Genomic DNA, 22,718 nt, shown 5'->3' with positions numbered 1-22,718 from the left:
GCCCGGGGAAGCTTGGACCGATCTCGCCCCCCCGTGAGAAAATGGCCCGGCAGTGCGTGAAATTGGCCGTCCCCGCCTCATTTCGGCAGGGCGTGAGCGCGGCTGGCCCCCGAGAACACGCGCTATTCGAACTTGAGCAGCAGGTCACCCGTTTCGACCTGGGTGCCCGGTTTGACGACGACTTCGGCGACCCTGCCGGCGCGCTCGGCGGTGAGCGTGGTCTGCATCTTCATGGCTTCCATCATCACCAGCTTCTGTCCCTGGGCGACCGAATCGCCGGCGCTGACAGCCACCACCACGACCAGGCCCGGCATCGGGGCGCCGATCTGCTTCGGGTCGTTCGGTTCGGCCTTTTCGCGCCGCCGTACTTCGCCCTCGAGCGAGCGGTCCTGCACCGTCACGCTGCGCGGCTGACCGTTAACCTCGAAGAAGATCGTCCGCAATCCTTCGGCATGGGCCTCGCCCTTGGCCAGGTACTTGAAGATCAACGCCTTGCCGGGCTCGAGGTCGATCGACACCTCCTGGTTGAGGTCCAAGCCGAAGAAGAATTCCGGCGTCGGCAACACGTCCGTCTGGCCGTAGCGTTCGTTGTGCTGGACCCAATCGGCGAAGACGCGCGGAAACATCAAATGCGAAACCACGTCGCGCCGGGCGATGGGCCGCGCCAGCTTCGCCGTCAGCTCGTCGGCCGTGCCTTCGAGGTCAGCCGGCTCCATGCTGGCCCCCGGACGCCCCTTGACCTGTTCGCGCCCGCGGAGAACGCGCGCACGCACGCGGGCGGGGAAGCCTCCTGGCGGCTTGCCCATGCGCCCCGAAACGAGGTCGATGATCGACTCGGGAAAGGCCAATTCATGGTTGGGATCGAGGACGTCGTCGACCGTCAGATCGTTAGTGACCATGAACAGCGCCATGTCGCCGATGGCCTTCGAGCTGGGAGTCACCTTGACGATGTCGCCCAGCATCTGGTTGACGTCGGCGTACTTCTTGCACACTTCGTGCCAGCGGTGACCGAGGCCAATGGCCTGCGCTTGCTGGTACAGGTTCGTGTACTGGCCGCCAGGCATTTCGTGATGATAGACCTCGGCGGTGCTGGCCTTGAGATTGGCCTCGAACGGTGAATAAAACTCGCGCACGGCCTCCCAATAGTCGGCCGTTTGCTGGAGCGGGTGCGCCGCCAGGCCCGTCTCGCGCTGGGTGAACCGCAGCGCCTCGACGATCGAGTTCAGGTTCGGCTGCGAGGTCAGTCCCGACAGTGGGGCAAAGGCCGCATCGGCGATATCGAGCCCAACATCCGCGGCCTGCAAAATGGCCGCGGCCTGCACGCCCGCCGTGTCGTGCGTGTGGAAATGGATTGGGATGCCGATCTCCTGCTTGAGCGCGCGGACCAGCGTGACCGCCGCATAGGGCTTGCACAATCCGGCCATGTCCTTGATGGCCAACAGGTGTGCGCCCATCCGCTCCAGCTCTTTGGCCATGTCGACGTAATACTTCAGGTCGTATTTTGGCCGCGCAGGATCGAGCAGGTCGCCCGTGTAACAGATGGCCGCCTCGCACAGGGCGCCGGTATGCAGCACCGCATCGATGGCCACCTTCATGTTCGGCAAGCTGTTCAGCGAATCGAACACGCGGAAGATGTCCATGCCCGCGGCGGCCGATTCCTCGACGAACGCCCGGACGACGTTGTCCGGGTAGTTGGCATAGCCGACGGCGTTGCTGGCCCGGAGCAACATCTGGAACAAGATGTTGGGAATCGCCTCGCGCAACTGAGCAAGCCGGTCCCAGGGGCATTCCTTGAGAAACCGCATCGCCGTGTCGAACGTCGCGCCGCCCCACATTTCGACCGAGAACAGCTCGGCATGCTCGCGGGCGTAATACGGCGCGATCAGCAACATGTCGTGTGTGCGCACCCGCGTGGCCAGCAGCGACTGGTGCGCGTCGCGCATCGTCGTGTCGGTGATCAGCAGCCGCCGTTGGTCGAGGATCCACTGTTTGAAACCGTCGGCGCCGAGCTGCTTGAACTTGTCGCGCGTACCCGGCGGGATCGGCGAGCGCTTGTCGACCACCGGCCGCGGCGCCGGTTCGCGACAGACCACGGCGGGCCGCTCGCCCACGAGCGGGTTGCCGTTGACGATCACGTCGGCCAGGTAGGTCAGAATCTTCGTCGCCCGATCCAGCGACTTGGCCTGCTGGAACAGCTCGGGCGTCTCGTCGATGAACCGCGTCGTGCACTCGCCGGCCAGGAAGGTCGGGTGCGAAATCAGGTTGATCAGGAACTGGATGTTCGTCTTGACGCCGCGCACGCGGAACTCGTGCAGGCAGCGCTCCATGCGCTCGGCCGTGTCGCTGAACCGCGCGGCCGATGTGGTTACCTTGACCAGTAGCGAGTCGTAAAACGGCGTTACGACGGCGCCGGAAAACGCCGTGCCCGCGTCGAGCCGCACGCCCATGCCGCCCGGCGACCGATAGGAGGAGATGCGCCCGTAGTCGGGCTGAAAACCGTTCTCGGGGTCCTCGGTCGTCACTCGGCACTGCAGCGCAAAACCGCGCACGGTGACGGCCGCTTGACCATAGAGACCGATTCGTTCGTCGGCCAGCGACACCCCTTGGGCAATCAGCAGTTGGCTCTTGACGATGTCGACCCCGGTCACCACCTCGGTCACGGTGTGCTCGACCTGGATCCGCGGATTGACTTCGATGAAGTAGTATTCGTCCCGTTCCGAGTCGAGCAGAAACTCGACCGTCCCAGCGCTGACATAGCCGACTTTGCGCCCCAGCGCGACGGCCGACGCGCAAATCTCGTCGCGCAAGCGACGGTCGAGCTTGGGCGCGGGCGCGATCTCGACGACTTTTTGATGGCGCCGCTGCACCGAGCAATCGCGCTCGTAGAGATGCAGGAGATTGCCGTAGCGATCGCCGAGCAACTGCACCTCGATGTGCCGCGGCCGCGCGATGTACCGTTCGAGAAACACATCGCTCGAGCCAAACGCCGACAGGCTTTCGCGCTGCGCCTGCTCGAGCGCCCCGGCCAGTTGATCGGGCTCGCGGACGACGCGCATGCCGCGCCCGCCGCCCCCCTTGGCTGCCTTGAGCAACACGGGATAGCCCAGCGATTCAGCGAGCTTGCCCGCTTCGGCCGCACTGGTCAGCGGCGCCGAACTGCCCGGCAGTACGGGAACCCCCAGCGAGATTGCCATCTGGCGGGCAGCGATCTTGTCGCCCAGGTTGTCGAGCACTTCGGCGCGCGGGCCGACGAAGATGACACCGGCCCGGTCGCAGGCGCGCGCCAGCTCGGGGTTTTCCGAGAGGAACCCGTAGCCTGGGTGGATCGCGTCGATCTCGTGCTGCTTGGCGATGGCCAGGATGGCATCGATATCGAGGTAGGCGCGGATGGGCTCGCCTTGCCGGCCCACCTGGTAGGCCTCATCGGCCTTGAAGCGGTGCAGCGCGAAACGGTCTTCGTGCGAATAAATGCCGTAAGCGCGGATGCCCAATTCGTGCGCGCTGCGGAAAACACGGATGGCGATCTCGCCGCGGTTGGCGACGAGCAGCTTGCGAATCGGTTTCATGGCCTCTCGACGGTGGTGACTTCCCTGCTTGGCAGAGCGCGCAGGCGCAGCCGGCGCCGCTCGACGTCATCCGCCTGGACGAGGCCTCAATCTACGGGGCCAACGCCCCTCGCGAAAGGCCCTCTCGACGGGCCGCGACCCCGGGGCTGGGACCAAACTCAGCGAATCGTTGGAAAAGCGGCGCCTTGGTCGCGCAGCTGCCGCAAGCATTCTTCGCGCATTTGGACCACCCGCTCGGGCTCCTGCGCGGCGAGATTGGTGCGTTCGCCGACGTCCGACGTCAAGTCGAACAGCTCGTCCAAGCCTTCGTACCAATGAATCAGCTTGTATCGCCCCTGCCGCATTGCCGAAGCCGGTCGATTCCCATTCGGCAGGTGAAAGCAGAGCGTTTCGCGTGACAGGGTGCTCGCGCCGAAGAACAGCGGTTCCAGGCTTTTGCCATCCGGCGATTCGCCAGGACGGGGGCTCACGTTCGCCATCCTGAGGATCGTCGGATAAAGGTCCATCGTGACGACGGGCAGCTCATACTCGGTTCCGGCTCGCGTGACCCCCGGCCAGTGCACGACGAGCGGCACCCGCAACCCACCTTCGTACAGATTCCCCTTGCCGCCACGCAGCGGAAGATTCGAAGTGATCGCCGTCCCAAGCGGCGGGGGATAGGCCGTGTGCGGGTATTGGCTACCGTTGAACCGCGTGACGCCGCCATTGTCGGAGGTCAGGATGATCGCCGTCGTCTCCAACAACTGGAGCTCACGCAGGGCTGCCCAAACCCGCCCGACGCTTTCGTCCACGCTGGCCACCATCCCGGCATAGACGGGATTGTTCTGCGGTTCGTCGGCGCGCACGCGGTCGCGAAATCGGGCAACCAAATCAGGCTTAGCTTCCCAAGGAAAGTGCACGGCGTAGTGAGATAAATACAGGAAAAACGGCTTATCCTTGTTCCTGCGCAGAAAACCAATCGCTTCGTCGGTCAGGCGATCGGTGAGATACTCGCCCTTGGGACCGTCTTGAATGGTTTCGTTGAAGTAAGGAGAGAAATACCGCAAGGGGTGGGACGAGTAGTTCCCCCCGATATTCAGCAGAAAACCGGAATTACTCGGCGAACGCTGGCCGGAGCCCAAGTGCCATTTGCCGATCAACCCCGTTGCATAATCGGCGGCCTCGAGCCGCTGGGCCAAGGTCGTCTCGGTAAAAGCTAAGGCGTCGCGCGTGGGGGCCTGCATCAGGCGTCGGCCGTCATCCAGTTCGACCGCACGCGGTTTCTGCTCCGGAGCCCCGATGGCAGCCGTAAGCTGGAGCCGTGCCGGAGACTTGCCTGTCAGCAGCGCGGCTCGCGTCGGCGAGCAAAGCGGCGCGGCCGCATACGCCCAGTTGAACACCGCCCCTTGCTGGGCAAGGGCGTCGATGTTGGGTGTTTCATAGAAACGGCTACCGTTGTAGCCGACGTCGCGCCAGCCCAAATCGTCGATCAAGATGACCACGACATTCAAGGGCCGAGGCGCTGCCGCGTTCAACACCTCGACGCGACCGAGGCACGCCAGAACGATCAGCGCAGCGACGCTTGCGTGCAAGATCATGCCGGCGCTCGCGCGGCGCGTGCCTGCTGGCATGGTTGGAAGCAAACGCTCAGCGGTTCGCCCTGAACGACCGGAAGCCACGGTGCTCGACTCATCGCCTCGATTGCGGGCAGGCAGCAGAAACGGCCGATACGAAAACCCAATTTCAGTGGCTTGCGTGGGGGCAAGTCAACCCGAACTAGACCGACTTGTACCGTTCGGACACCGCGTCCCAATTCACCACGTTCCACCAGGCGGCCACATAGTCGGCCCTGCGATTCTGGTACTTGAGGTAATACGCGTGTTCCCACACGTCCAAGCCCAGGAGTGGCAGCTTGCCTTCGCTCACCGGAGTGTCTTGGTTGGCGGTGCTGATGATTTCCAGTTTGCCGTTGCCGGCCACGAGCCACGCCCAGCCGCTGCCGAACCGCGTCATGGCCGCCTTCGTAAAATCTTCCTTGAACTTGGCGAAACCGCCCAAGGATTCCTTGATCGCGTCGGCCAACTTGCCCTTCGGTTCGCCGCCGCCCTGCTTCGACATCAGCGTCCAGAACAGCGTGTGGTTGGCGTGCCCTCCGCCGTTGTTGCGCACGGCCATCCGGATCGCCTCGGGCACCTTGCTCAAATCGGCCAGCAGCTCGTCGACCGGCAGCTTGGCAAGGTCGGGGTGGCCGTCGAGGGCCTTGTTCAAATTGTCGACATACGCCTGATGGTGCTTGTCGTGGTGGATCTCCATGGTCCGGGCGTCGATGTGCGGCTCCAGCGCGTCATATGGATAGGGCAGGGGAGGCAGGCTGTGCTTCGTGTCGGCCGCCAGTGCGACCTTGCTCCAGACGTTGGGCCATGCGGCCGCGGCCGTCACAACGGCGGCACCTTGCAAGAAGCGGCGGCGGTCGACTGCGGACTCCACGAGACGTTGCATCGGGACACCTCAGGTGAACTTCGAGGGATCAAGGATGGTCAGGTTGCATTCTGTCGGGGCGAGCGCCGGCACGGATGCGGTTCCCCCCAGGAACGTTGGTAGTGTACCTTCCTAGTGTGGCGATTGCGCTATCGTGCGGCGCCGCAAGGTGGCTGCCGCCCCCCGGAGAGGACTCGGCGCATGAAACACCTGGTCTGGCCGCTGATCTGCGTGCTGCTCGCGGTGTTGCCGGCGAGGGCGCGAGCGCAGCCGCAGATCGCCCCCCTGGCGGACCGATTATCCCACGGCACGCTGCGTTGGGGCGGCGACGCCGAAGGCGGCGCTCCCTTCCAGGTCCGCGATCCCGAGCGACCCGATCGCGTCATCGGCTTCGAGGTCGAGCTGGTCGAAGCCCTGGCCGAACGGCTCTCGCAGCGCATCGGCCGCGCCGTGCACGCCCAATTCGTGCAATACGAATGGGTCAGCCTCATCCCCGGGCTACAGAAGGGCGATTTCGACCTGATCGCCAGCGGCCTGGAGATCACGCCCGAAGCCCGTGCCGCGGTGCGCTTTTCGCGCCCCTATTACGTGTATCAGGAAGAGCTGATCGTGCGTGCCGACGAGCGGCGCATTCGCACGCTCGACGATTGTCGCCAGTCGCCGGTCGGCACGATGGCAGGCACCGCGGCCGAGCGATTGCTGACGCGCGCGGGCGTGCGCCAGATCACCTCGTTCGACGGACAGGTCGAACCGTTTCTCGACCTGGAGCTGGGGCGCGTCGACGCCGTCGTGCTCGACACGCCGATCACGGCCTACTATGCGTATACCAATCCCAAGCTTCGTTCGGCCGGCACCGTGGGCGAGCCGGGCCATTACGGGTTGGCCTTCCGCCAGGACGACAGCGGGCTGACCGACGCGATCGACGACGAACTCTCGGCGTTGATGACCTCCGGCCGGCTGGCCGAGATCTATCGCCGCTGGCATCTCCTCAACGCGGCCCAAGCCGGCCTCGCCGCGCCGCCGCAGCGCGCAGCGGAACTGGCCGGATTGGGCTTCGATCCGCAGACGCTCGCTCTGGGTCCGGCGCCGGACACCGCGCCACCGCCGGTCGACATCAACATCATCGCCGCTTCGGCGCAGAGTTGGACCTTTCGCGATTATGCGCCGACGCTGATCAGCGCGGCCGGCATGACCGTGTTGTTGAGCGCGGCGAGTATGGCGTTTGCCATGTTGCTGGGGTTGCTCGTGTGTTCCGCGGGGCTCTATGGCCCCAAGATCGTGCGCGGACTGGCGCTGGCCTATGTCGAGATCTTCCGCGGCATCCCGCTGCTGATGCTGCTGTTCTTTCTCTACTTCGGACTGGCAAGCTACGGTTTGCAACTGCCGGCCGTGGCGACCGCCATTCTGGGGCTCGGCATGAACTATGCAGCCTACGAGGCCCAGATCTATCGCACCTCGCTGCTGAACGTCCCGCGCGGCCAATGGGAGGCGGGCCGTTCGCTGGGAATGGCCGACACGACCGTGTTCTTTCGCGTGATCTTGCCGCAGGCCATGCGCATGGCCGCAGGCCCGATGACCAACGATTTCGTCGCGCTGTTCAAGGAAACGAGCCTGGTCAGCGTGATTGCCGTGCACGAACTGACCAAGGAGTACCTGATCCTGGCGCGGAGCAGCTTGAAGTTCGTCGAGCTGGGGTTGCTGACGGCCGCGCTCTATCTGGCCATGTCGATTCCGTTGGGGTACCTGTCGCGCTACTTGGAGCAGCGCTGGCACGGAGGCAACGCATGACGCCCACACCTGCGCAGCCCGATGACCGGCAGCCGCTGCTGCGCTTGTGCGAGGTGGCCAAGCGTTATGGTTCGCGCTCGATTCTCGACGGCGTCTCGCTCGACGTGGCGCGCGGCGAGACGGTCACCATCATAGGGCCCAGCGGCGGCGGCAAGTCGACTCTCCTGCGCTGCATCACGGCGCTGCACCGTTTCGACGCCGGCAGCATCGAAGTCGGCCCGCACGTGTTTACCGCGGGCAAGGAGCCCCCGTCCGACGCAGTCCGGGCGGCGCGGCTGCTGGTGGGCATGATCTTTCAGGACTTCCAGTTGTTTCCCCATCTGACGGCGCTGGACAACGTGACCGCCGCCCCGCGCTATGTGCTCGGCCTCGACGCGCGCGCGGCCCGCGAGCGCGGGCTGGCGCTCTTGGAGCGCGTGGGTCTGGCCGATCGGGCCACGGCCTATCCGGCGCAGCTTTCGGGCGGGCAGAAACAGCGTGTCGCCATCGCCCGGGCCTTGGCCATGCAGCCCCAAGGACTGCTGTGCGACGAGATCACCAGCAGCCTCGATCCGGAGCTTAAAGGCGAAGTGCTCGACGTACTGCTGGCGTTGCGCGAGCAGGGAATCTCGCTGCTGATGGTGACTCATGAGATCGGGTTTGCCCGCCGCGCGGCCGACCGGGTCGTGGTGCTGGCGGGCGGTCAGATCATCGAAGCCGGCCCGCCCGGCGAAGTGCTCGATCACCCGCAAACCGAGCGCACGCGTCAGTTCCTCGAGCGGGTCTTCTAAACGCTCACAGGCCGCGGCGACTGCGCCAGTGAAAAGGACGATCCGCGACGTCAATCCGGCAGCGGTCGGCCGTGGGTTTCGGGTGCCAGCCAGACGACAAACATGCCCACGACGTAAATCAGGCTGATGGCCGAACAGGCATCGGAATAGGACCACTGTTTGCCCATCAGCGAACCGGTCTGCAGCGCCCCGACCGCGGCGATGATGCGGCCAAAGTTGAAGCAAAAACCTTGCCCCGTGGCGCGCACGCGCGTGCGGAACAACTCGGGCAGGTACAGCGGCAACCAGCCGTAGAACGACGCCGTGCACATCCCGGCCAGGAACATCATGCCCAAGAAGCGCGACGTGTACGCGTCGTTGAATTGGTAGAACGTCAGGCTCGCCACCAGCGACAGGGCGCACAGCAGCGAGTAGGTGCGCCGCCGGCCCAGCCAGTCGCCCGCCAGGGCCCCCAAGATCGTGCCCACCACGGCGCCGCAACTCGACCAGATCTGCGTCCAGGCCCGCGCTGCCCCTTGCGCCTGCGTATCTTGATCGGCCGTCAACTGCGCGGCCCACGATGGGGCGAATTGAATGGCGCCCCAAGTGCCCAGCAGCGCGATGCTCGCCAACAGCGCCCCGATCAGCATCCGCGTGATCGTCTCTCGGGCGATGGCCGTGCCGTTGCCGACCGCATCGCCGCGCTGGACGAATCGCAAGACAGGGTACATATAGCCCGCCAGCGCCACGGCCAGTCCCACCACGATGCCCACGACCTGTACGACCAGGCTTCGTTCGGTCGCCCAGAGATAGACGATCAAGCCGGGACCTAACGCTCCCAAACCCACGGCCAGTAAATCGCGCGACGACCAATGGGAAACCAGTCCCTGCCCCTGGTCGCGCAGCCACTGCTCCGATTCGGGCACAAACACGCGGATGAACGCGGTCAGCAGCGCCGGTGTAGCGCCGATGAGCATCAGCAATCGCCAACCGGAATGCGCCGTCAGCGTCTCGGCCCAGGCCGTCGAGACACCCAGATCGAGCAGACCGTCGTGCAGACTGCCCAGCACGGGCGTCAGTTGCAGGCCGACGAAGGCGATCAACAAGTAGCCCACGTTCGCCGCGGCGCCGATCAACCCGGCCAAGAGCCCGCGCGATTGCACCTGCCAGACTTCCATCACCAGCGCCACGCCCAGGGCCCACTCGCCGCCCATCCCCAGGGCAGCTCCAAAGCGAATGGCCGCGAGTTGTTCGGGCGACTGCGCGAAGGCACAGGCCCCGGTAAACAAGGCGTAGACCAACACGCTGGCCATCATGGCCCGCACACGCCCCCAGCGATCACCCAGCCAGCCGAACAGGACTCCGCCCGTCGCCGCGCCGATCAAGAAGGCCGCGGTCACGCCGCTGAGCCAAAAACCGACGCGTTCGGGACTGTCGTCGCCGAGCAGTTCACCGAGCGCCGGCTTGGCGACCAGCGGAAACAGCCCCATTTCGAGACCGTCGAACATCCAGCCCAACAGCGCCGCCAGCAGGGCCATCCATTTGCCAAACGCGTTCGCCGCCGGGCCCTCAGCCGAAGTGGTGCGCATTACAAGTCGCTCGCAGCAGGAGACGGAGGCGCATCGAGCCGATCGAAGAACCGCGCCACGTGTGCCGGCGCAGGGGGCCGGGTCAGCATGCTCACGACGACGCCCGCGGCCAGCGAGAACAGCAATCCCCAGACAACCGGATCGAAGCCGCACCAAAAGTACGGCCGAAACTTGGTCACGGCGCCGATCAAGGGGTCCGGGCGAAACCAGCCCATGGCGGTCAGCGCGATTACGCTGCCGGCACCGGCCAGCATGGCCGCCAACACGCCGGCGGCCGTCGCGCGGCGCCAATAGGCGGCCATCAGCGCCGCCACGAGGAACGACGCGCCCATGCCGCCGCCGCTGAACACGACGATCGCTTGCAGGTATTCGACCGGGCGGATATTGGCCACGATGGCAATCGTGCCGACGACGATCATCGTCGCATAGGTCAGCCGGCGAATCGTCTCTTCGTTGGCCTCGTGATGCACGAATCGCTGATAGATGTCGCGTACCAGTCCCGAGCTGATCACGACGAGGTACGAGCTGACCGTGGCCATCACGGCGCCAAACGGCGCAGCCAGGATCAGGCCCGCCACGAACGACCCGGCCGGCAAGTCGCGTGTCGCCCACAGCGCCATGCGCGGAATCACTTCGTCGCTCTTGGCCAAGTCGGGCATGACGGACCGCGCGCAAATGCAAATCGCAATCAGCGGCAGGTAGATCAGCAGGTTGTACAGCGACAACAGGAACACGCTGCGCCGCAAGGTTTGCGTGTCGCGGGTCGCCATGACACGGACGATGCCGGCCGGCGCGCCCACCCCGCTGAACACCCACAGACAGAACATCGAGATGGCCAACCCCGGCGTGAGAAACTGCCGCGAGACGCCGGCCTGCGGGTGTGGATCGTAGCCAGGCCCGCAGGCGTATTCCGGGCCGGTATGTTCGACCGCCACGCGCGTCGCGTGTTCGAGCCCGCCGGCCGCCGGCACGACGAGCACCAACAAGATCACCACGCCGATCCCCATCAGCACGCTCTGGAACAGGTCGGTCCAGACCGAAGCCAGGAAGCCGCCGAACATCGTGTAGCCGATCACGGTCAGCGAGAACACGGCCAGCCCGATGTAATAGGGCAAGTCGATCTGGCCCTCGGCCTCGTTCAGAGCCATGGCGCCCGTACCCGGCCAGGAGAGCTTCATCACCAGCGCCCCCGCCTTGAACTGGGCGATCATGACGAACGAGAGAAACAGCATGATCAACAGCGACGCGGCCAGGCCCACGATGGGGCTGGCGAAGCGTTCGCGCAGCAGGTCGGGGACGGTCAGCGCACCGCTGCGGCGCGAGAGCTGGGCCATGCGTTTGCCAATCACCGCAAAGCCCGTAATCGGCACCATCATGTAGCCGGCAATCCACAGGGCGACGATCCAGCCGTGGGCATAGACAAACGAGGGGAACCCCATGAAGGTGCCCCCGCTTTGCACGGTGGCCGTCAGCGCCATCGCCCAGGCCCCCAACCCCCGGTTGCCGAGAAAATAGCCGCTGAGAAACGAGCCGCGTTCGACGGCCCGTTGCGCCATGGCACCCAGCCAGATCGAGGCCAGGATCACGACACCCAGCGCTGCCAGGGTACCGACGCCGCCGGTCATCTGGGGATCGTTCATTGCCGGGGCGCCTCGCCGGACTTCTCGTCGCCGATCACTTCGCCGTCCTCGAACGGCGCATCGCCGATGAAAAAGAACGCCATCCAGATGCCCACGGCCACGCAGACGAGCCAAGGCACGACGATGCCCCAGAACACCCAATCGGGAAAGCCCAGCACAAACGTCAAATCATCGATCGAACGCCGGTACCCATGGCGCACACAGTAGGTGATCGAGTAGCCCATCGCCGCAAAGGTCATCACCAGCGAGAACAGCATCTCGCGACGTCCTTGCGTAACAACGGGATCTTCGCGCGGCTCGCTCATGACAACTGCTCAGGGCTCGTGGCGGCAGCAGGATAGCCCCTCGTGGCGCCGCTCGCAAAGGATGTCCGGACAACTCGCGGTTGAGTCAGCCGGCCAACCCGGCCACAATCGAGCACCGTGAGCGTCTTTGTCCGCCCGATGTCGAGCCGCGCATGACTGAAGTCACGACCTCATCACCACGTCGCGGCATGCCGCTGCACACGAAAATCCTCTTGGGCCTCGTCGTCGGCGCCTTGCTGGGCGTCGCGGCGAATGCCTGGGACGCCCAGTCCGCGGCGGCGACGGACGAACCGACGCGACTCGAATGGTTTGCGGCCAACGTCGCCGAACCGTTGGGGAAGGTGTTCTTGCGACTGGTGTTGTCGGTCGTCGTCCCCCTGGTGTTCTCGGCGCTGGTGCTCGGCGTACTCGGCCTGGGCGACGTCCGCCGACTGGGGCGCGTCGGGATTCGCTCGCTTTTGTTCACGCTGTTGCTCTCCGGGCTGTCGGTCGTCATCGGACTGACGGCCGTGAATCTGATTCGCCCCGGCGATCGGCTCGCGCCCGAGCGCCGCGAGCAATTGCAGACGCTCTATTCAGCCTCGGCGACCGGCGCGGTCGAAAGCGCCAAAAAGGCCAAGCCGCTCTCGCAGATCTTGCTCGACCTGATTCCCGAGAATCCCTTGCAGGAAATGGTCGGCGCCCTCGACGGCAGCTCGAAGGGCAACGGCATGCTGGCCGTGATGTGCTTCGCGCTGTTGTGCGGGGTGGCGCTGTCGACCTTGTCCGACGAGCGCCGGATGCCCTTGGTGGCCGTGCTCGAAGGGATCTTCGACGTCACCATGACGATCATCGGCTGGGCCATGTGGCTGGCGCCCTATGGCGTGGCCTGCCTGATGTTCGCGCTCGTCCTGCGAATCGGCGGCGAAGTGCTCGTCACCTTGATCTGGTTCGTGGCCACGGTGCTCATCGGGCTGTCGATCCAGTTGTTCGTCGTCTACTCGCTGACGCTGTGGATCTTCGCGCGTCGCAGCCCGCGCCAGTTCTTCCGCGAAGCCTCGGACGCGATGCTCACGGCCTTTGCCACGTCGTCGTCGAACGCCACGCTGCCGACGGCCTTGCGCGTGGCGCAGGAGAACCTGCGCATCCCGCCGGAGATCGCCCGGTTCGTGCTCACCGTCGGCTCGACCGCCAATCAAAACGGCACGGCTTTGTACGAAGGGGTCGTGGTGCTGTTCCTGGCCCAGGTGTTCGGCGTCGAGCTAACGCTGCCGCAGCAGTTGACCGTCGTGCTGATGTCGGTCCTGGCCGGCGTAGGGACGGCCGGCGTACCGGGCGGATCGCTCCCCTTGATCGTCGTCGTCCTGCGCTCGATCGGCGTGCCAGGCGAAGGCATCGCGATCATCCTGGGGGTCGATCGCGTGTTGGACATGTGCCGCACGGTACTCAACGTGACCGGCGACCTGACGCTCGCGGCGTGCGTCGCCGCCGAAGAGCCGGAACCGGAACCTGCGCCGGCCGCCTAGCAGCCCGTTGAAGTCATCAGCGGGCTGCTGGATCGCAAGGATGCGATCGCCAATTGGCGACGTAAGTCGCTGTTTTGCGAGCCGCGCGGAGCTCAGCTCCGCGCCTGGCGAGGTTGAAGAATGCCCTGACGGCATTCTTCAACGAGCTGTTAGCCTCATTCCGGCAGCGGCCGGTCCTTGGTCTCGGGCAACAGCGGCAGCACGAGCAGCCCGAGCAGGAACACCGAGCACATCGTCACGCCGGCCCAGCGCGCCGGCTCGGCCTTGTCGGCAAACACGCTACTGGTCAGCGTGCCGAACACAAAGGGACCCACGGCCGCCACGAAGCGGCCCACGTTGTAGCAGAACGACGTGCCCGTGCTGCGCAGCCGCGTGGGAAACAGCTCGGGAAAGTAAATCGCGTAGCCGCCGAAGAGCGCCAACTGGCAGAAGCCCATCAACGGGATCATCCAGAACACGTCCCAATAGAAATCATTGATCGAGCTGAACACCAGCGCCGTGGCGCCCGTGGCGGCGACAAACGACAACGCAAACGCGGGGCGCCGCCCCATCACTCCGGTCAGGTAGGTAAACGCATAGATCCCCAGGAACCCGCCGAGGTTCTGCATGATGGATGTCACGCCGACCATGATCGACACCTGCCCCTTGGCCTGCACGGGATCAATGCCCTGAGCCTCGAGCTGCTTGGTAAACACGCTGCGCAGCAGGTCAAAACTAAAGAACCCGATACCCCACAACCCGATCACGCCCGCCGACGCCAAGAACACGCCCCCCACGGCGCGTCGCTGCCATTGGGGGCCAAACAGTTCTCCCAGGTTGCCACGATCTTGGTGTTTACCCACGGACGTTTGCCAGGCCTCGGGCTCTTTGAGTCGCCGGCGGATGACGAGCGCCAGGAGGGCCGGCACCGTGCCAATTACGAACATCACGCGCCAGGCCGAAAATTCACCTAATTGCCCGCTCTTGTCGAGGTAGCCCAGCCCAATATTGATGAGCGCCGCGGAGATATTGCCGACAGCCGACAGGGCCTGGAGCAAGCCCAAGGCGTAAGGCCGCGCGCGGGCAGGCATCACCTCGGCCACGAGCGACACACCGACAGCGAATTCGCCGCCGACACCGAGCCCGGTCAGAAACCGCCACGCCAAGAAGTCGTAATAGCCGCTCGATAGCGCGCTGAATCCTGTACAGACCGAGTAGACAAGGATGGTCAACAACATCGTCCGGGCGCGGCCGATGCGGTCCCCGAGAATGCCGAACGCGATACCGCCGGTGGCCCACCCGATCAGAAACACTGCCGTGGCATTGGCCGCTGCGGCATCCACCACGGATTTGGCCGCCGGCACGCGCCCACCCGGCGAAGCGGTCGAAAGGAGCTCTTGCATCGCCGGCGTGCGGGCCAGGGCGAACAACTGCTGGTCCATCGTGTCGAACAGCCAGCCGAGCGCGGCAACGACCAGTACGAACCAGTGATAGCGGTTCAGCTCGTGCCACCAAGGTCGCTTCGATGCCGCTTCGCTCATTGCTTGTCCACCCTTGCACACCGCGTCGGAGAGTCCCAAGAACCCGGCCCAGGATAGAAGTGCCGCCGGACGCCAGCAAGCCGCGCCAGGCCAGCGATCGCGGCAAAGTGGGCAGCGCGCGTAACAGCGCGCCGCCAATTACGCTGGAACAAGCAGACGGCAAGCCTGCCTTGGGCGGACTGCTGCTCAATCGCGGAGAAAGCACACGGCCGACGCGTGCGGCGCGCAACATGGCAAGCTGGATCGACCCTGCGGCCACGGAGCGATACGCACGACCTTTCCGGTTGCACAAGGAACGACGGTTCAAACGAGTGCACTGGAGTTAACGCCGGCCGGTCTCCGAACTGAGTAGACGAGGGAGACGCCACCCGATAGGCTTGAACGCGTGCTCCTTGCACTGCAAGCACTTAGGCAGATGCAAGTCGCACGCAACACATCCCACCCTTTAACGGCCTCCGGCACGATCGCACGCGACCTCGTCGTGCGCGCAAACGCGCGTCCTCGCGACGCTCGGGCGCGCGTCCGGAACTGGCGGCATACCCCATGAAGCGCACGTTCTACAGCCGGTTCGCCCTGCCGATTCTGGTGCTCGTCGCTTTTCTCTCGCCGCTCATCTTGGGCGGCGCGCGGCGCGCCCTGATGACCAATCACAACGACGTCAAGGAATGGTTGCCGGCAGGCTACCAGGAAACCGTCGATTTTAATTGGTTCCTCAAGCACTTCGCCGGCCAGCAGTTCGTGATGATCTCCTGGGAAGGCTGCACGATCGACGACACCCGGCTCGACACGTTCGTCAAGAAGCTGACGCACGTCGAGCCCGGCGAGGTCAAAATCTGCCAGGAAGTGATCACCGGCAAAGCGCTGCTCGATCGCCTGCAATCCGACCCGACGCGGCTCGAAGCCGCCGAGGCGTTCAAGCGGCTCGAAGGCCTGCTGATCGGCCCCGACCACAAGCAGACTTGCGCGGTGATCACGCTGACCGAAGCGGCCCGCAAGTTGCTCAACGAGCCTGCGTCCCCGCTCAAACCGCTGACCGAAATCAAGCGGATCGCGATCGAAGAGTGCGCCGTGCCGGCGGCGACGATCCACATGGGCGGTCCGCCGGTTGATAATGTCGCGCTCGACGAAGCCGGGCAGCAGAGCCTGTTCCGCCTGGCAGGCCTGGCCGGCGTGATCGGCCTGGCCGTCTCCTGGTGGTGCCTGCGCAGCCCGCGTCTGGTGATCATGGTGTTCATGGCCGGCCTGATGTCGGCCGCGGCCAGCCTGGCGATCGTCTGGTACACGGGCCATTCGGTCAACGCGATCACGCTCACCATGCCGTCGCTGGTCTATGTGGCCGCGATCTCGGCCGCAATTCACCTGGCCAACTTCTACCGCGAGACGGTTTACGAAGAGGGCGTCGAGGGCGCACCGACCAGGGCCCTGTCGCATGCCGCGCTGCCGCTGTCCTTGGCGACCGGCACCACGGCCGCGGGCCTGGTGACCTTGGCCTACAGCGAACTGGTGCCGATTCAACAGTTCGGCGTCTTTTCGGCGGCCGGCGTGGTCGCTGCGACGTTGATTCTGGTGTTGTATCTCCCCTCGACCCTCGAGCTGTTCCCACTACGTCCGAAGCGCGGCGGCGACGACAAGCCCGTCGATGACGTCAAGAACCCGCTCGATTATGGGTTTTGGAAAAAGGCCGCCGAATGGGTCATCGGCCATCCGTATCAGGCCGGCCTCGGCTCGCTCGTGGTGATGGGGGCCTGCGCCTGGGGCACGACCGCGATTCAAACCTCGGTGCAGCTGATGCGGCTGTTCCCACCGGGGGCCAAGATCATTCACGACTATGCCTGGCTCGAAAAGAACCTCGGCCCGCTGGTGCCCATGGAAGTGGTGCTGCGGTTCCCGAAAGACTGTGAACTCGACGCGGTGGGCCGGCTGCAGTTGATCGACCTGGTGCAGCGGCGCGTCGAAGGAATCGACGTGGTTGGCAACGCCATGTCGGCCGTCACGTTTGCCCCCAACCTGGGCAAGCAGCAAGAAACGGCCAAGGGCATCGTGGCGGCCTCGAAGGAAAAGTTCGGGCTCGGCGGCCGCAGCCAGACCGTCTTGCGGCGCAAGACGCTCAACAAGCGCCTCGAGTCGAACCGCCAGCAGTTTATCGACAACGATTACCTCTCGGTCGAGGAAGAGGACGAAACAGACCTGTGGCGCATCAGCGCCCGCGTCGCCGCGCTCGAAGACGTCGATTACGGCCTGTTCGTAGGCCAGTTGCGCGACCGGGTTGACCCGATCCTGGCCGAATACAACGGCACCGTGGGCAACGACCCGAAGAAACAGGTCACGGCCGTCTACACGGGCCTGGTACCACTAGTCTACAAGGCGCAGCGCTCGCTACTCGAAGGCCTGATCTTCGGCTTCGTGACCGACGTGGCCCTCGTGGTGGTCGTGCTGATGATCGCCGTCCGTGACTGGTCGGCCGGCCTGATCATGCTCTTCCCGGCCATCTTCCCTTGCGCGGTCGTGTTTGGCCTGATGGGCTGGACCGGCACGATTGTCGATATCGGTACCGTCATGACGCCGGCCGTCGCCCTTGGCGTGACGATTGACGACGTCGTCCACTTCATGCTGCGCCACCGTTCGGCCCTGGCCGAAGGGGCCACGCGGAAGGAGGCCATCATGTCGGCCTACCGCGGCTGTGCACAGGCCATGTATCAAAGCTGGGGGGTCATCGGCCTGGGGCTGTCGGTCTTCGCCCTGAGCCCGTTCACGCCCACTCAGCGATTCGGGATGATGATGATCACGCTCCTGTCCGCGGCCCTGGTCGGCAACCTGGTGCTGCTGCCGGCCATCCTGGCCAGTCCGGTCGGGGCCTTGTTCGGCCGGGGCCTGGTCAAGAGGCTCCAACGTGAGCGACAGGCCCTGGTCAAAGCCGAGGGGACAGCACACGACGGCGCCGATTCGCCGGCCAAGAAAGTGACCACTCGGCCGGTTTCTTCGGTCCATACGGCGCACGAATCCATCGAGCGCCACGTGCGGTTTTAGCCCACCGCCAAGCGGGAAGAACCCCGTGCCGCAGCACCTCTGGCGGCCCAGTGGGCAAAATCCTTGACACGGGTGGTGTGCGGATTAGGATAAGACGCGTCGTTTGGGGGCTCATTTTTTTCGGAGTATTTCGCGACTCCCCGCGGAAGTTGCCCGTGAAGACATGCATCTCGTTGGGCCAACTCTAGGCCCAGCGGCGCCTGACAGGCACCCGTGCCTGTCCTGGCCCCACGCAGCCCCATTGCGGCTGCTGCGTCTTCCTTCTGTGATTTGGCAACGATCCGGCTTCTGGTGTTTGCAGGGAGTCCCATGTTTACGCATTTGCGAGATCCGCACGCTTGCGCAGCTCGACGCTGCTGCGGTTGGTTGTTCTTCAGTCTGTTGTTGTTGACCGGTCTGACCGACGATTCCCGCGGCGATGACCGCCTGTGGAAGAACGCTGTCTCAGGCAGCTTCGGCGATGTGAATCGCTGGACGCTGGGCCTGGTCGCCGGAAACACGGACCGGGCCGTCTTCGCGGTGGACGGTACGTACAACGTCAATTTCCTGATCGGCCGCGTGAACAACCAACTACTCGTCGGCAAGAACGACGTAACGTTCAATCTGGCGACGAACACGTACAGCCTCACGGGCGCCACCGAAGGAGTCGTCGTTGGCGGCACCTCCAACGGTGCGCTACTCAACATCAGCAATGGCACCTTGCGGGCGTTCGACCTGATCGTCGGCCGCGACGCGAACCTGGGTGGCACGGTCAACGTGCTCAATACGGCCGTCTTGGAAATGCTCGATGACGCTACGGTGGGCGACCAATCGGTCGGGCAGGTCGCGGTGGCCAGCGGCGAGTTTTCCGTCGTCGACAACCTGGTCATCGGCAACCAATCTGGCGCTGCAGGCAGCTCGGTGACCGTCGAGGGCAGCGACAGCACGCTCAACGTGGGCGGCACGACGACGGTCGGCAAGGCCGGCGCTGCTTCGCTCAGTGTGAGCAATTTTGCCGAGGCCATCACCCACGGCGTCGTGTTTGGCCAGAACGACGGTGTCAGCGGTCAAGGCACGGCCGACGCGGTGCCCACCTGGACGAATACCGGCAACTTCGTCGTCGGCGAAAGCGGCGATGGTACGGTCGAAATCAAGAACGCGACCGCACTCAGCACCGATAAACTGTTCATCGCCGCGCTCGCCGGCTCGACGGGCGAAATGACGGTGACCGGAACCGACACCAGCGTGACGGTCGCCAACGACCTGGTCGTCGGCGGCTCGGGCGTTGGTCCCGGAGGCATGGGTCACCTGATCATCAACAGCGGCGCCGAGGTGTCGCGCACGTCGGTCGGCGCGGCCGGCACCTTTGCCGACGGCAAGATCACGCTCAACGGCGGCAGCTTTGCCAGCGGCGGAACCGTGGTCAATTTCGGGACCATCGAAGGCATCGGTACGATCCAGAGCGAGAATGGGTTTGCCAACGACGGCCTGCTTTCGCCCGGCTTGTCGCCCGGCACGCTGCACGTCGTGGGCAACTATGCTCAAACGACGGACGGCACCCTCAAGATTGAGATCGGCGGCTACAACCCTGGCGTGAACTTCGACCTGCTTTCGATCTTGCGCGGCAGCGTCGAACTGGGCGGAGCCCTCCAAGTATCACTGTTCGGCGGGTTTGTACCCGTCCTGGGCGACGAGTTCGCCTTCCTGCTCTCGAGCGAACCGAACAGCGTCAGCGGCGAATTCGACACGAAGAGCTTCCCAGCCTTGCCCGATGGCCTGGCCTGGGACGTGATCTACAACCCCGAAGACGTGCGGTTGAAGATCGTGCCGATTCCCGAGCCATCGAGCCTGGTTCTCGGCGCGCTGGGAGCCATCGGTTTGGCAGTCTTGTTCCGGCGGCGGTATAAGTAGCGTCCGGTCGCGACGCGCCCCGGGGTGGCGTCTTGCACCGCCCCGGGAGAAACGTCATGACCCTGTTGCGCACACCTGACGAGCGTTTTGCCAGCTTGCCGGGATTTCCATACGCTCCGCACTACGTCGAGCTCGGCGGCCGGCGGATGCACTACGTCGACGAGGGCCCCCGCGCTGGCGAGGTGGTGCTCTGCCTGCACGGCGAGCCGACCTGGTCGTATCTCTATCGCAAGATGATCCCGATTCTGGCCGAGCGCCATCGGGTCGTCGCGCCGGATTTCTTCGGCTTCGGCCGTTCGGACAAATATGCCGCGCGCGAAGACTACACGTTTCAGATGCACTTCGACAGCCTGGTCGAGTTCCTCGAACGACTCGACCTGCGCGGCGTCACGCTGGTGTGCCAGGATTGGGGTGGCTTGATCGGCCTGCCCGTGGCCATGCACCACCCCAACCGTTTCGCGCGGTTGGTGATCATGAACACTGGCGTGCCCACCGGCGAAGAGCCCGCGACTCCAGCCTTCTTGCAGTGGCAGGAATTTGCCCGGCGGACTCCCGATCTGCCGATCGCCTTCCTGATGCAGCGGACGTTTCAGACCGGCGACGACACCGACCCGGCCGTCCTAGCGGCATACGAGGCCCCGTACCCCGATGCCAGCTACAAGGCCGGCGCGGCGCAGTTCCCGCTGTTGGTGCCCACTTCGACCGACAACCCCGCCACGCCCACGATGAAAGAAACCCGCCGCCGGCTGGCCGAGTGGCGCAAACCCTGTTTGGTGATGTTCGGCGACAGCGATCCGATCACGGGCCCCGGCTACAAGTGGTTTCGCAAGCTGGTTCCAACCGCGGCCGACGAACCCGAGGCCCTGATCGAAAAGGCCGGTCATTTTCTGCAAGAGGATCAAGGCGAAGAGCTGGCCCGGCAGATCGACTTGTTTATTGCTCGCCGCCCGGTACCGGCATAGCCGACTTTCGCGACAGGACGAGACAACATTCCATGTGGCGCCCACAGCTCATCGCGCTGGTCACGGTTCTCGGGCTGGCCTCGTACACCCGGGCCGAGCCGATCAAGGCCGTGTTGATCGACGGCCAGAACAACCACGACTGGCGCGCCACCTCGCCGTTGCTCAAACGCTGGCTCGAAGAGACGGGCCTGTTCACCGTCGATGTGGCCACTTCGCCCGCGCCTGGCGAAGACATGAGCCGGTTCGACGTCGATTTCGGCCGCTACGCGGTCGTCGTGTCGAACTACAACGGTGAAGCCTGGCCCGAGCGGATGCGACAGGGCCTGATCAACTACGTGCGCGGCGGAGGCGGCCTGGTCATCGTGCATGCCGCAAACAATGCCTTCGGCGATTGGCCCGAGTGGAACGAGTTGATCGGGCTCGGCGGCTGGGGGGGACGCGACGAGAAGTCGGGACCCTACGTTTATTTCCAGGACGACCAGGTCGTGCGCGATCCGCAACCGGGCGGCGGCGGCAGCCACGGGGCCCAGCACCCGTTCGAAGTCGTCGTACGGGACCCACAGCATCCGATCACGGCCGGCATGCCGCGCGCCTGGCTGCACGCGCAGGACGAGCTCTACGATCGGCTCCGCGGACCGGCAGGCAACATGACGATTCTGGCGACCGCCTACTCCAATCCGGCTCAGGGCGGATCAGGGCGCCACGAGCCGATGATCTGGACGGTCACCCAGGGGCGCGGCCGCGTGTTTCACACGCCGATGGGGCATGCCGACTACTCGTTGCGCTGCGTGGGCTTCATCACGACCTATCAGCGCGGCACCCAGTGGGCAGCGACCGGACAGGTGACGATCCCGATCCCGCCCGATTTTCCCACGGCCGAGCGCGCCAGCTCGCGGGAGTGACGCGGCCGCTGACTGCGGGGCGAAGCACGCAACTGTGTCACTCTTGCGCCGGTTTGAGCCACTGGCCGCCGTCGACCAAGAGCGTGGTGCCGGTGATGTAATCAGCGGCGTCCGACGCCAGGAACACGGCCGCACGACCGATGTCACTCGGCCGGCCGAGACGCCCCCAGGGCATCTGTTGTGCGGCCACGGCGAGCGCCGCGGCGCCAAACGCCTCGTGTTCGCCGGGGGTCTCGATCCAACCGGGCTCGATCACGTTGACGTTGATCCGGTGCCCGGTCAATTCGTTGGCGATCGTGAAGGCCATGCCCATCAGCCCCGCCTTGCCCGCGTTGTAGGCCACGCTGCGAGCGTAGGGGATCCGCGCATGGACGCTCGAGATGAACACGATCTTGCCCCCGCCGCCGCGCTCGACCATGTGCCGCGCGACGAGTTGGCTCATGTGAAAGCCGCCCACCAGCACGGCATCGAGCACCCGCTCGAACGTCTCGGGAGCGATCTCCAAGAACGGCAGTCGAGCGTTGAGCGCGGGATTGCTGACCAGGATGTCGATCCGCGACATGGCGGCGATCGCGTCGGCCACGATCTGCTCGCAAGACGCGCGGGCAAACGCATCGCCGGTTACAAGGTGCGCCTCGCGCCCCATGCCGCGAATCTCCGCGGCCACTTCGGCCAATGCGTCGCTCTGCCGGAGATCGTTGAGCGCCACGTCCGCGCCGGCGCGCGCCATTTCGAGCGCGCAGCCGGCGCCGATCCCGCGTGCCGCTCCGGTCACGAGCGCTTTCTTGCCAGCCAACTGCATGCCGCTACTCCTTGGG

Annotated in this window: 15 protein-coding genes; 7 read left to right on the top strand and 8 right to left on the bottom strand. The window is 65.1% G+C overall.

Annotated elements, in window-relative coordinates:
• Window positions 1–122: 122 nt before the first annotated feature.
• From K1X74_14760 to K1X74_14750, 3 genes are all read right to left on the bottom strand, one after another.
• Window positions 123–3,566, bottom strand: a complete 3,444-nt coding sequence (locus K1X74_14760) for a pyruvate carboxylase (GenBank protein ID MBX7167588.1) — start codon at window positions 3,564–3,566, stop codon at window positions 123–125.
• 158 nt (window positions 3,567–3,724) lie between these two features.
• Entirely contained in the window at window positions 3,725–5,143 is a 1,419-nt protein-coding gene (locus K1X74_14755; protein ID MBX7167587.1) for a sulfatase, read from the bottom strand.
• Between the two features lie 178 nt (window positions 5,144–5,321).
• Window positions 5,322–6,044, bottom strand: a complete 723-nt coding sequence (locus tag K1X74_14750; GenBank protein ID MBX7167586.1) for a superoxide dismutase — start codon at window positions 6,042–6,044, stop codon at window positions 5,322–5,324.
• A gap of 180 nt (window positions 6,045–6,224) precedes the next feature.
• Between K1X74_14750 and K1X74_14745 the strand changes: the two genes are divergently transcribed.
• Together K1X74_14745 and K1X74_14740 are read left to right on the top strand one after the other, a co-directional pair.
• A complete protein-coding gene (locus tag K1X74_14745) occupies window positions 6,225–7,811 on the top strand; it encodes an ABC transporter substrate-binding protein/permease (GenBank protein ID MBX7167585.1) in 1,587 nt (528 codons plus the stop codon).
• Window positions 7,808–8,581 carry an amino acid ABC transporter ATP-binding protein gene (locus K1X74_14740; protein MBX7167584.1) on the top strand — a complete coding sequence of 258 codons (774 nt, stop codon included), beginning with the start codon at window positions 7,808–7,810 and terminating at the stop codon, window positions 8,579–8,581. Before K1X74_14745 ends, K1X74_14740 begins: the two co-directional genes overlap by 4 nt.
• 50 nt (window positions 8,582–8,631) lie before the next feature.
• Here the strand turns inward: K1X74_14740 and K1X74_14735 are convergent, their stop codons facing one another.
• The 3 genes from K1X74_14735 to K1X74_14725 are packed head-to-tail and all read right to left on the bottom strand — an operon-like array spanning window position 8,632 to window position 12,094.
• A complete protein-coding gene (locus K1X74_14735) occupies window positions 8,632–10,149 on the bottom strand; it encodes an MFS transporter (GenBank protein MBX7167583.1) in 1,518 nt (505 codons plus the stop codon).
• Window positions 10,149–11,789 (bottom strand): sodium:solute symporter, encoded by a 1,641-nt coding sequence (locus K1X74_14730; protein ID MBX7167582.1) that lies wholly within the window; start codon window positions 11,787–11,789, stop codon window positions 10,149–10,151. Before K1X74_14730 ends, K1X74_14735 begins: the two co-directional genes overlap by 1 nt.
• On the bottom strand, window positions 11,786–12,094 hold the full coding sequence (locus K1X74_14725; GenBank protein ID MBX7167581.1) for a YhdT family protein: 309 nt from the start codon (window positions 12,092–12,094) through the stop codon (window positions 11,786–11,788). Before K1X74_14725 ends, K1X74_14730 begins: the two co-directional genes overlap by 4 nt.
• A 152-nt stretch (window positions 12,095–12,246) precedes the next feature.
• Between K1X74_14725 and K1X74_14720 the strand changes: the two genes are divergently transcribed.
• Entirely contained in the window at window positions 12,247–13,599 is a 1,353-nt protein-coding gene (locus tag K1X74_14720; GenBank protein ID MBX7167580.1) for a dicarboxylate/amino acid:cation symporter, read from the top strand.
• Window positions 13,600–13,754: 155 nt separating this feature from the next.
• Here K1X74_14720 and K1X74_14715 read toward each other — a convergent pair whose 3' ends face one another.
• Window positions 13,755–15,119 (bottom strand): MFS transporter, encoded by a 1,365-nt coding sequence (locus K1X74_14715; protein ID MBX7167579.1) that lies wholly within the window; start codon window positions 15,117–15,119, stop codon window positions 13,755–13,757.
• 543 nt (window positions 15,120–15,662) lie between these two features.
• On the opposite strand from K1X74_14715, the gene K1X74_14710 reads away from it, so the two are divergent.
• From K1X74_14710 to K1X74_14695, 4 genes are all read left to right on the top strand, one after another.
• Window positions 15,663–18,146: an MMPL family transporter gene (locus tag K1X74_14710; GenBank protein ID MBX7167578.1), complete on the top strand. Its 2,484-nt coding sequence runs from the start codon at window positions 15,663–15,665 to the stop codon at window positions 18,144–18,146.
• A gap of 309 nt (window positions 18,147–18,455) precedes the next feature.
• Window positions 18,456–20,036 carry a PEP-CTERM sorting domain-containing protein gene (locus K1X74_14705; GenBank protein MBX7167577.1) on the top strand — a complete coding sequence of 527 codons (1,581 nt, stop codon included), beginning with the start codon at window positions 18,456–18,458 and terminating at the stop codon, window positions 20,034–20,036.
• A gap of 56 nt (window positions 20,037–20,092) precedes the next feature.
• Window positions 20,093–20,998: a haloalkane dehalogenase gene (locus tag K1X74_14700; GenBank protein MBX7167576.1), complete on the top strand. Its 906-nt coding sequence runs from the start codon at window positions 20,093–20,095 to the stop codon at window positions 20,996–20,998.
• A 32-nt stretch (window positions 20,999–21,030) separates the two neighbouring features.
• Window positions 21,031–21,900 carry a ThuA domain-containing protein gene (locus K1X74_14695; protein ID MBX7167575.1) on the top strand — a complete coding sequence of 290 codons (870 nt, stop codon included), beginning with the start codon at window positions 21,031–21,033 and terminating at the stop codon, window positions 21,898–21,900.
• A gap of 37 nt (window positions 21,901–21,937) precedes the next feature.
• On the opposite strand, the gene K1X74_14690 is transcribed toward K1X74_14695, so the two are convergent.
• Window positions 21,938–22,702, bottom strand: a complete 765-nt coding sequence (locus K1X74_14690) for an SDR family oxidoreductase (GenBank protein ID MBX7167574.1) — start codon at window positions 22,700–22,702, stop codon at window positions 21,938–21,940.
• Window positions 22,703–22,718 lie beyond the last annotated feature (16 nt).

It is taken from the genome of Pirellulales bacterium (assembly GCA_019694435.1).
Classification (GTDB): domain Bacteria; phylum Planctomycetota; class Planctomycetia; order Pirellulales; family JAEUIK01; genus JAIBBZ01.
The sequence above is the reverse complement of the archived record's forward strand: the minus strand, read 5'-3'. Positions and strand labels throughout refer to the sequence as shown.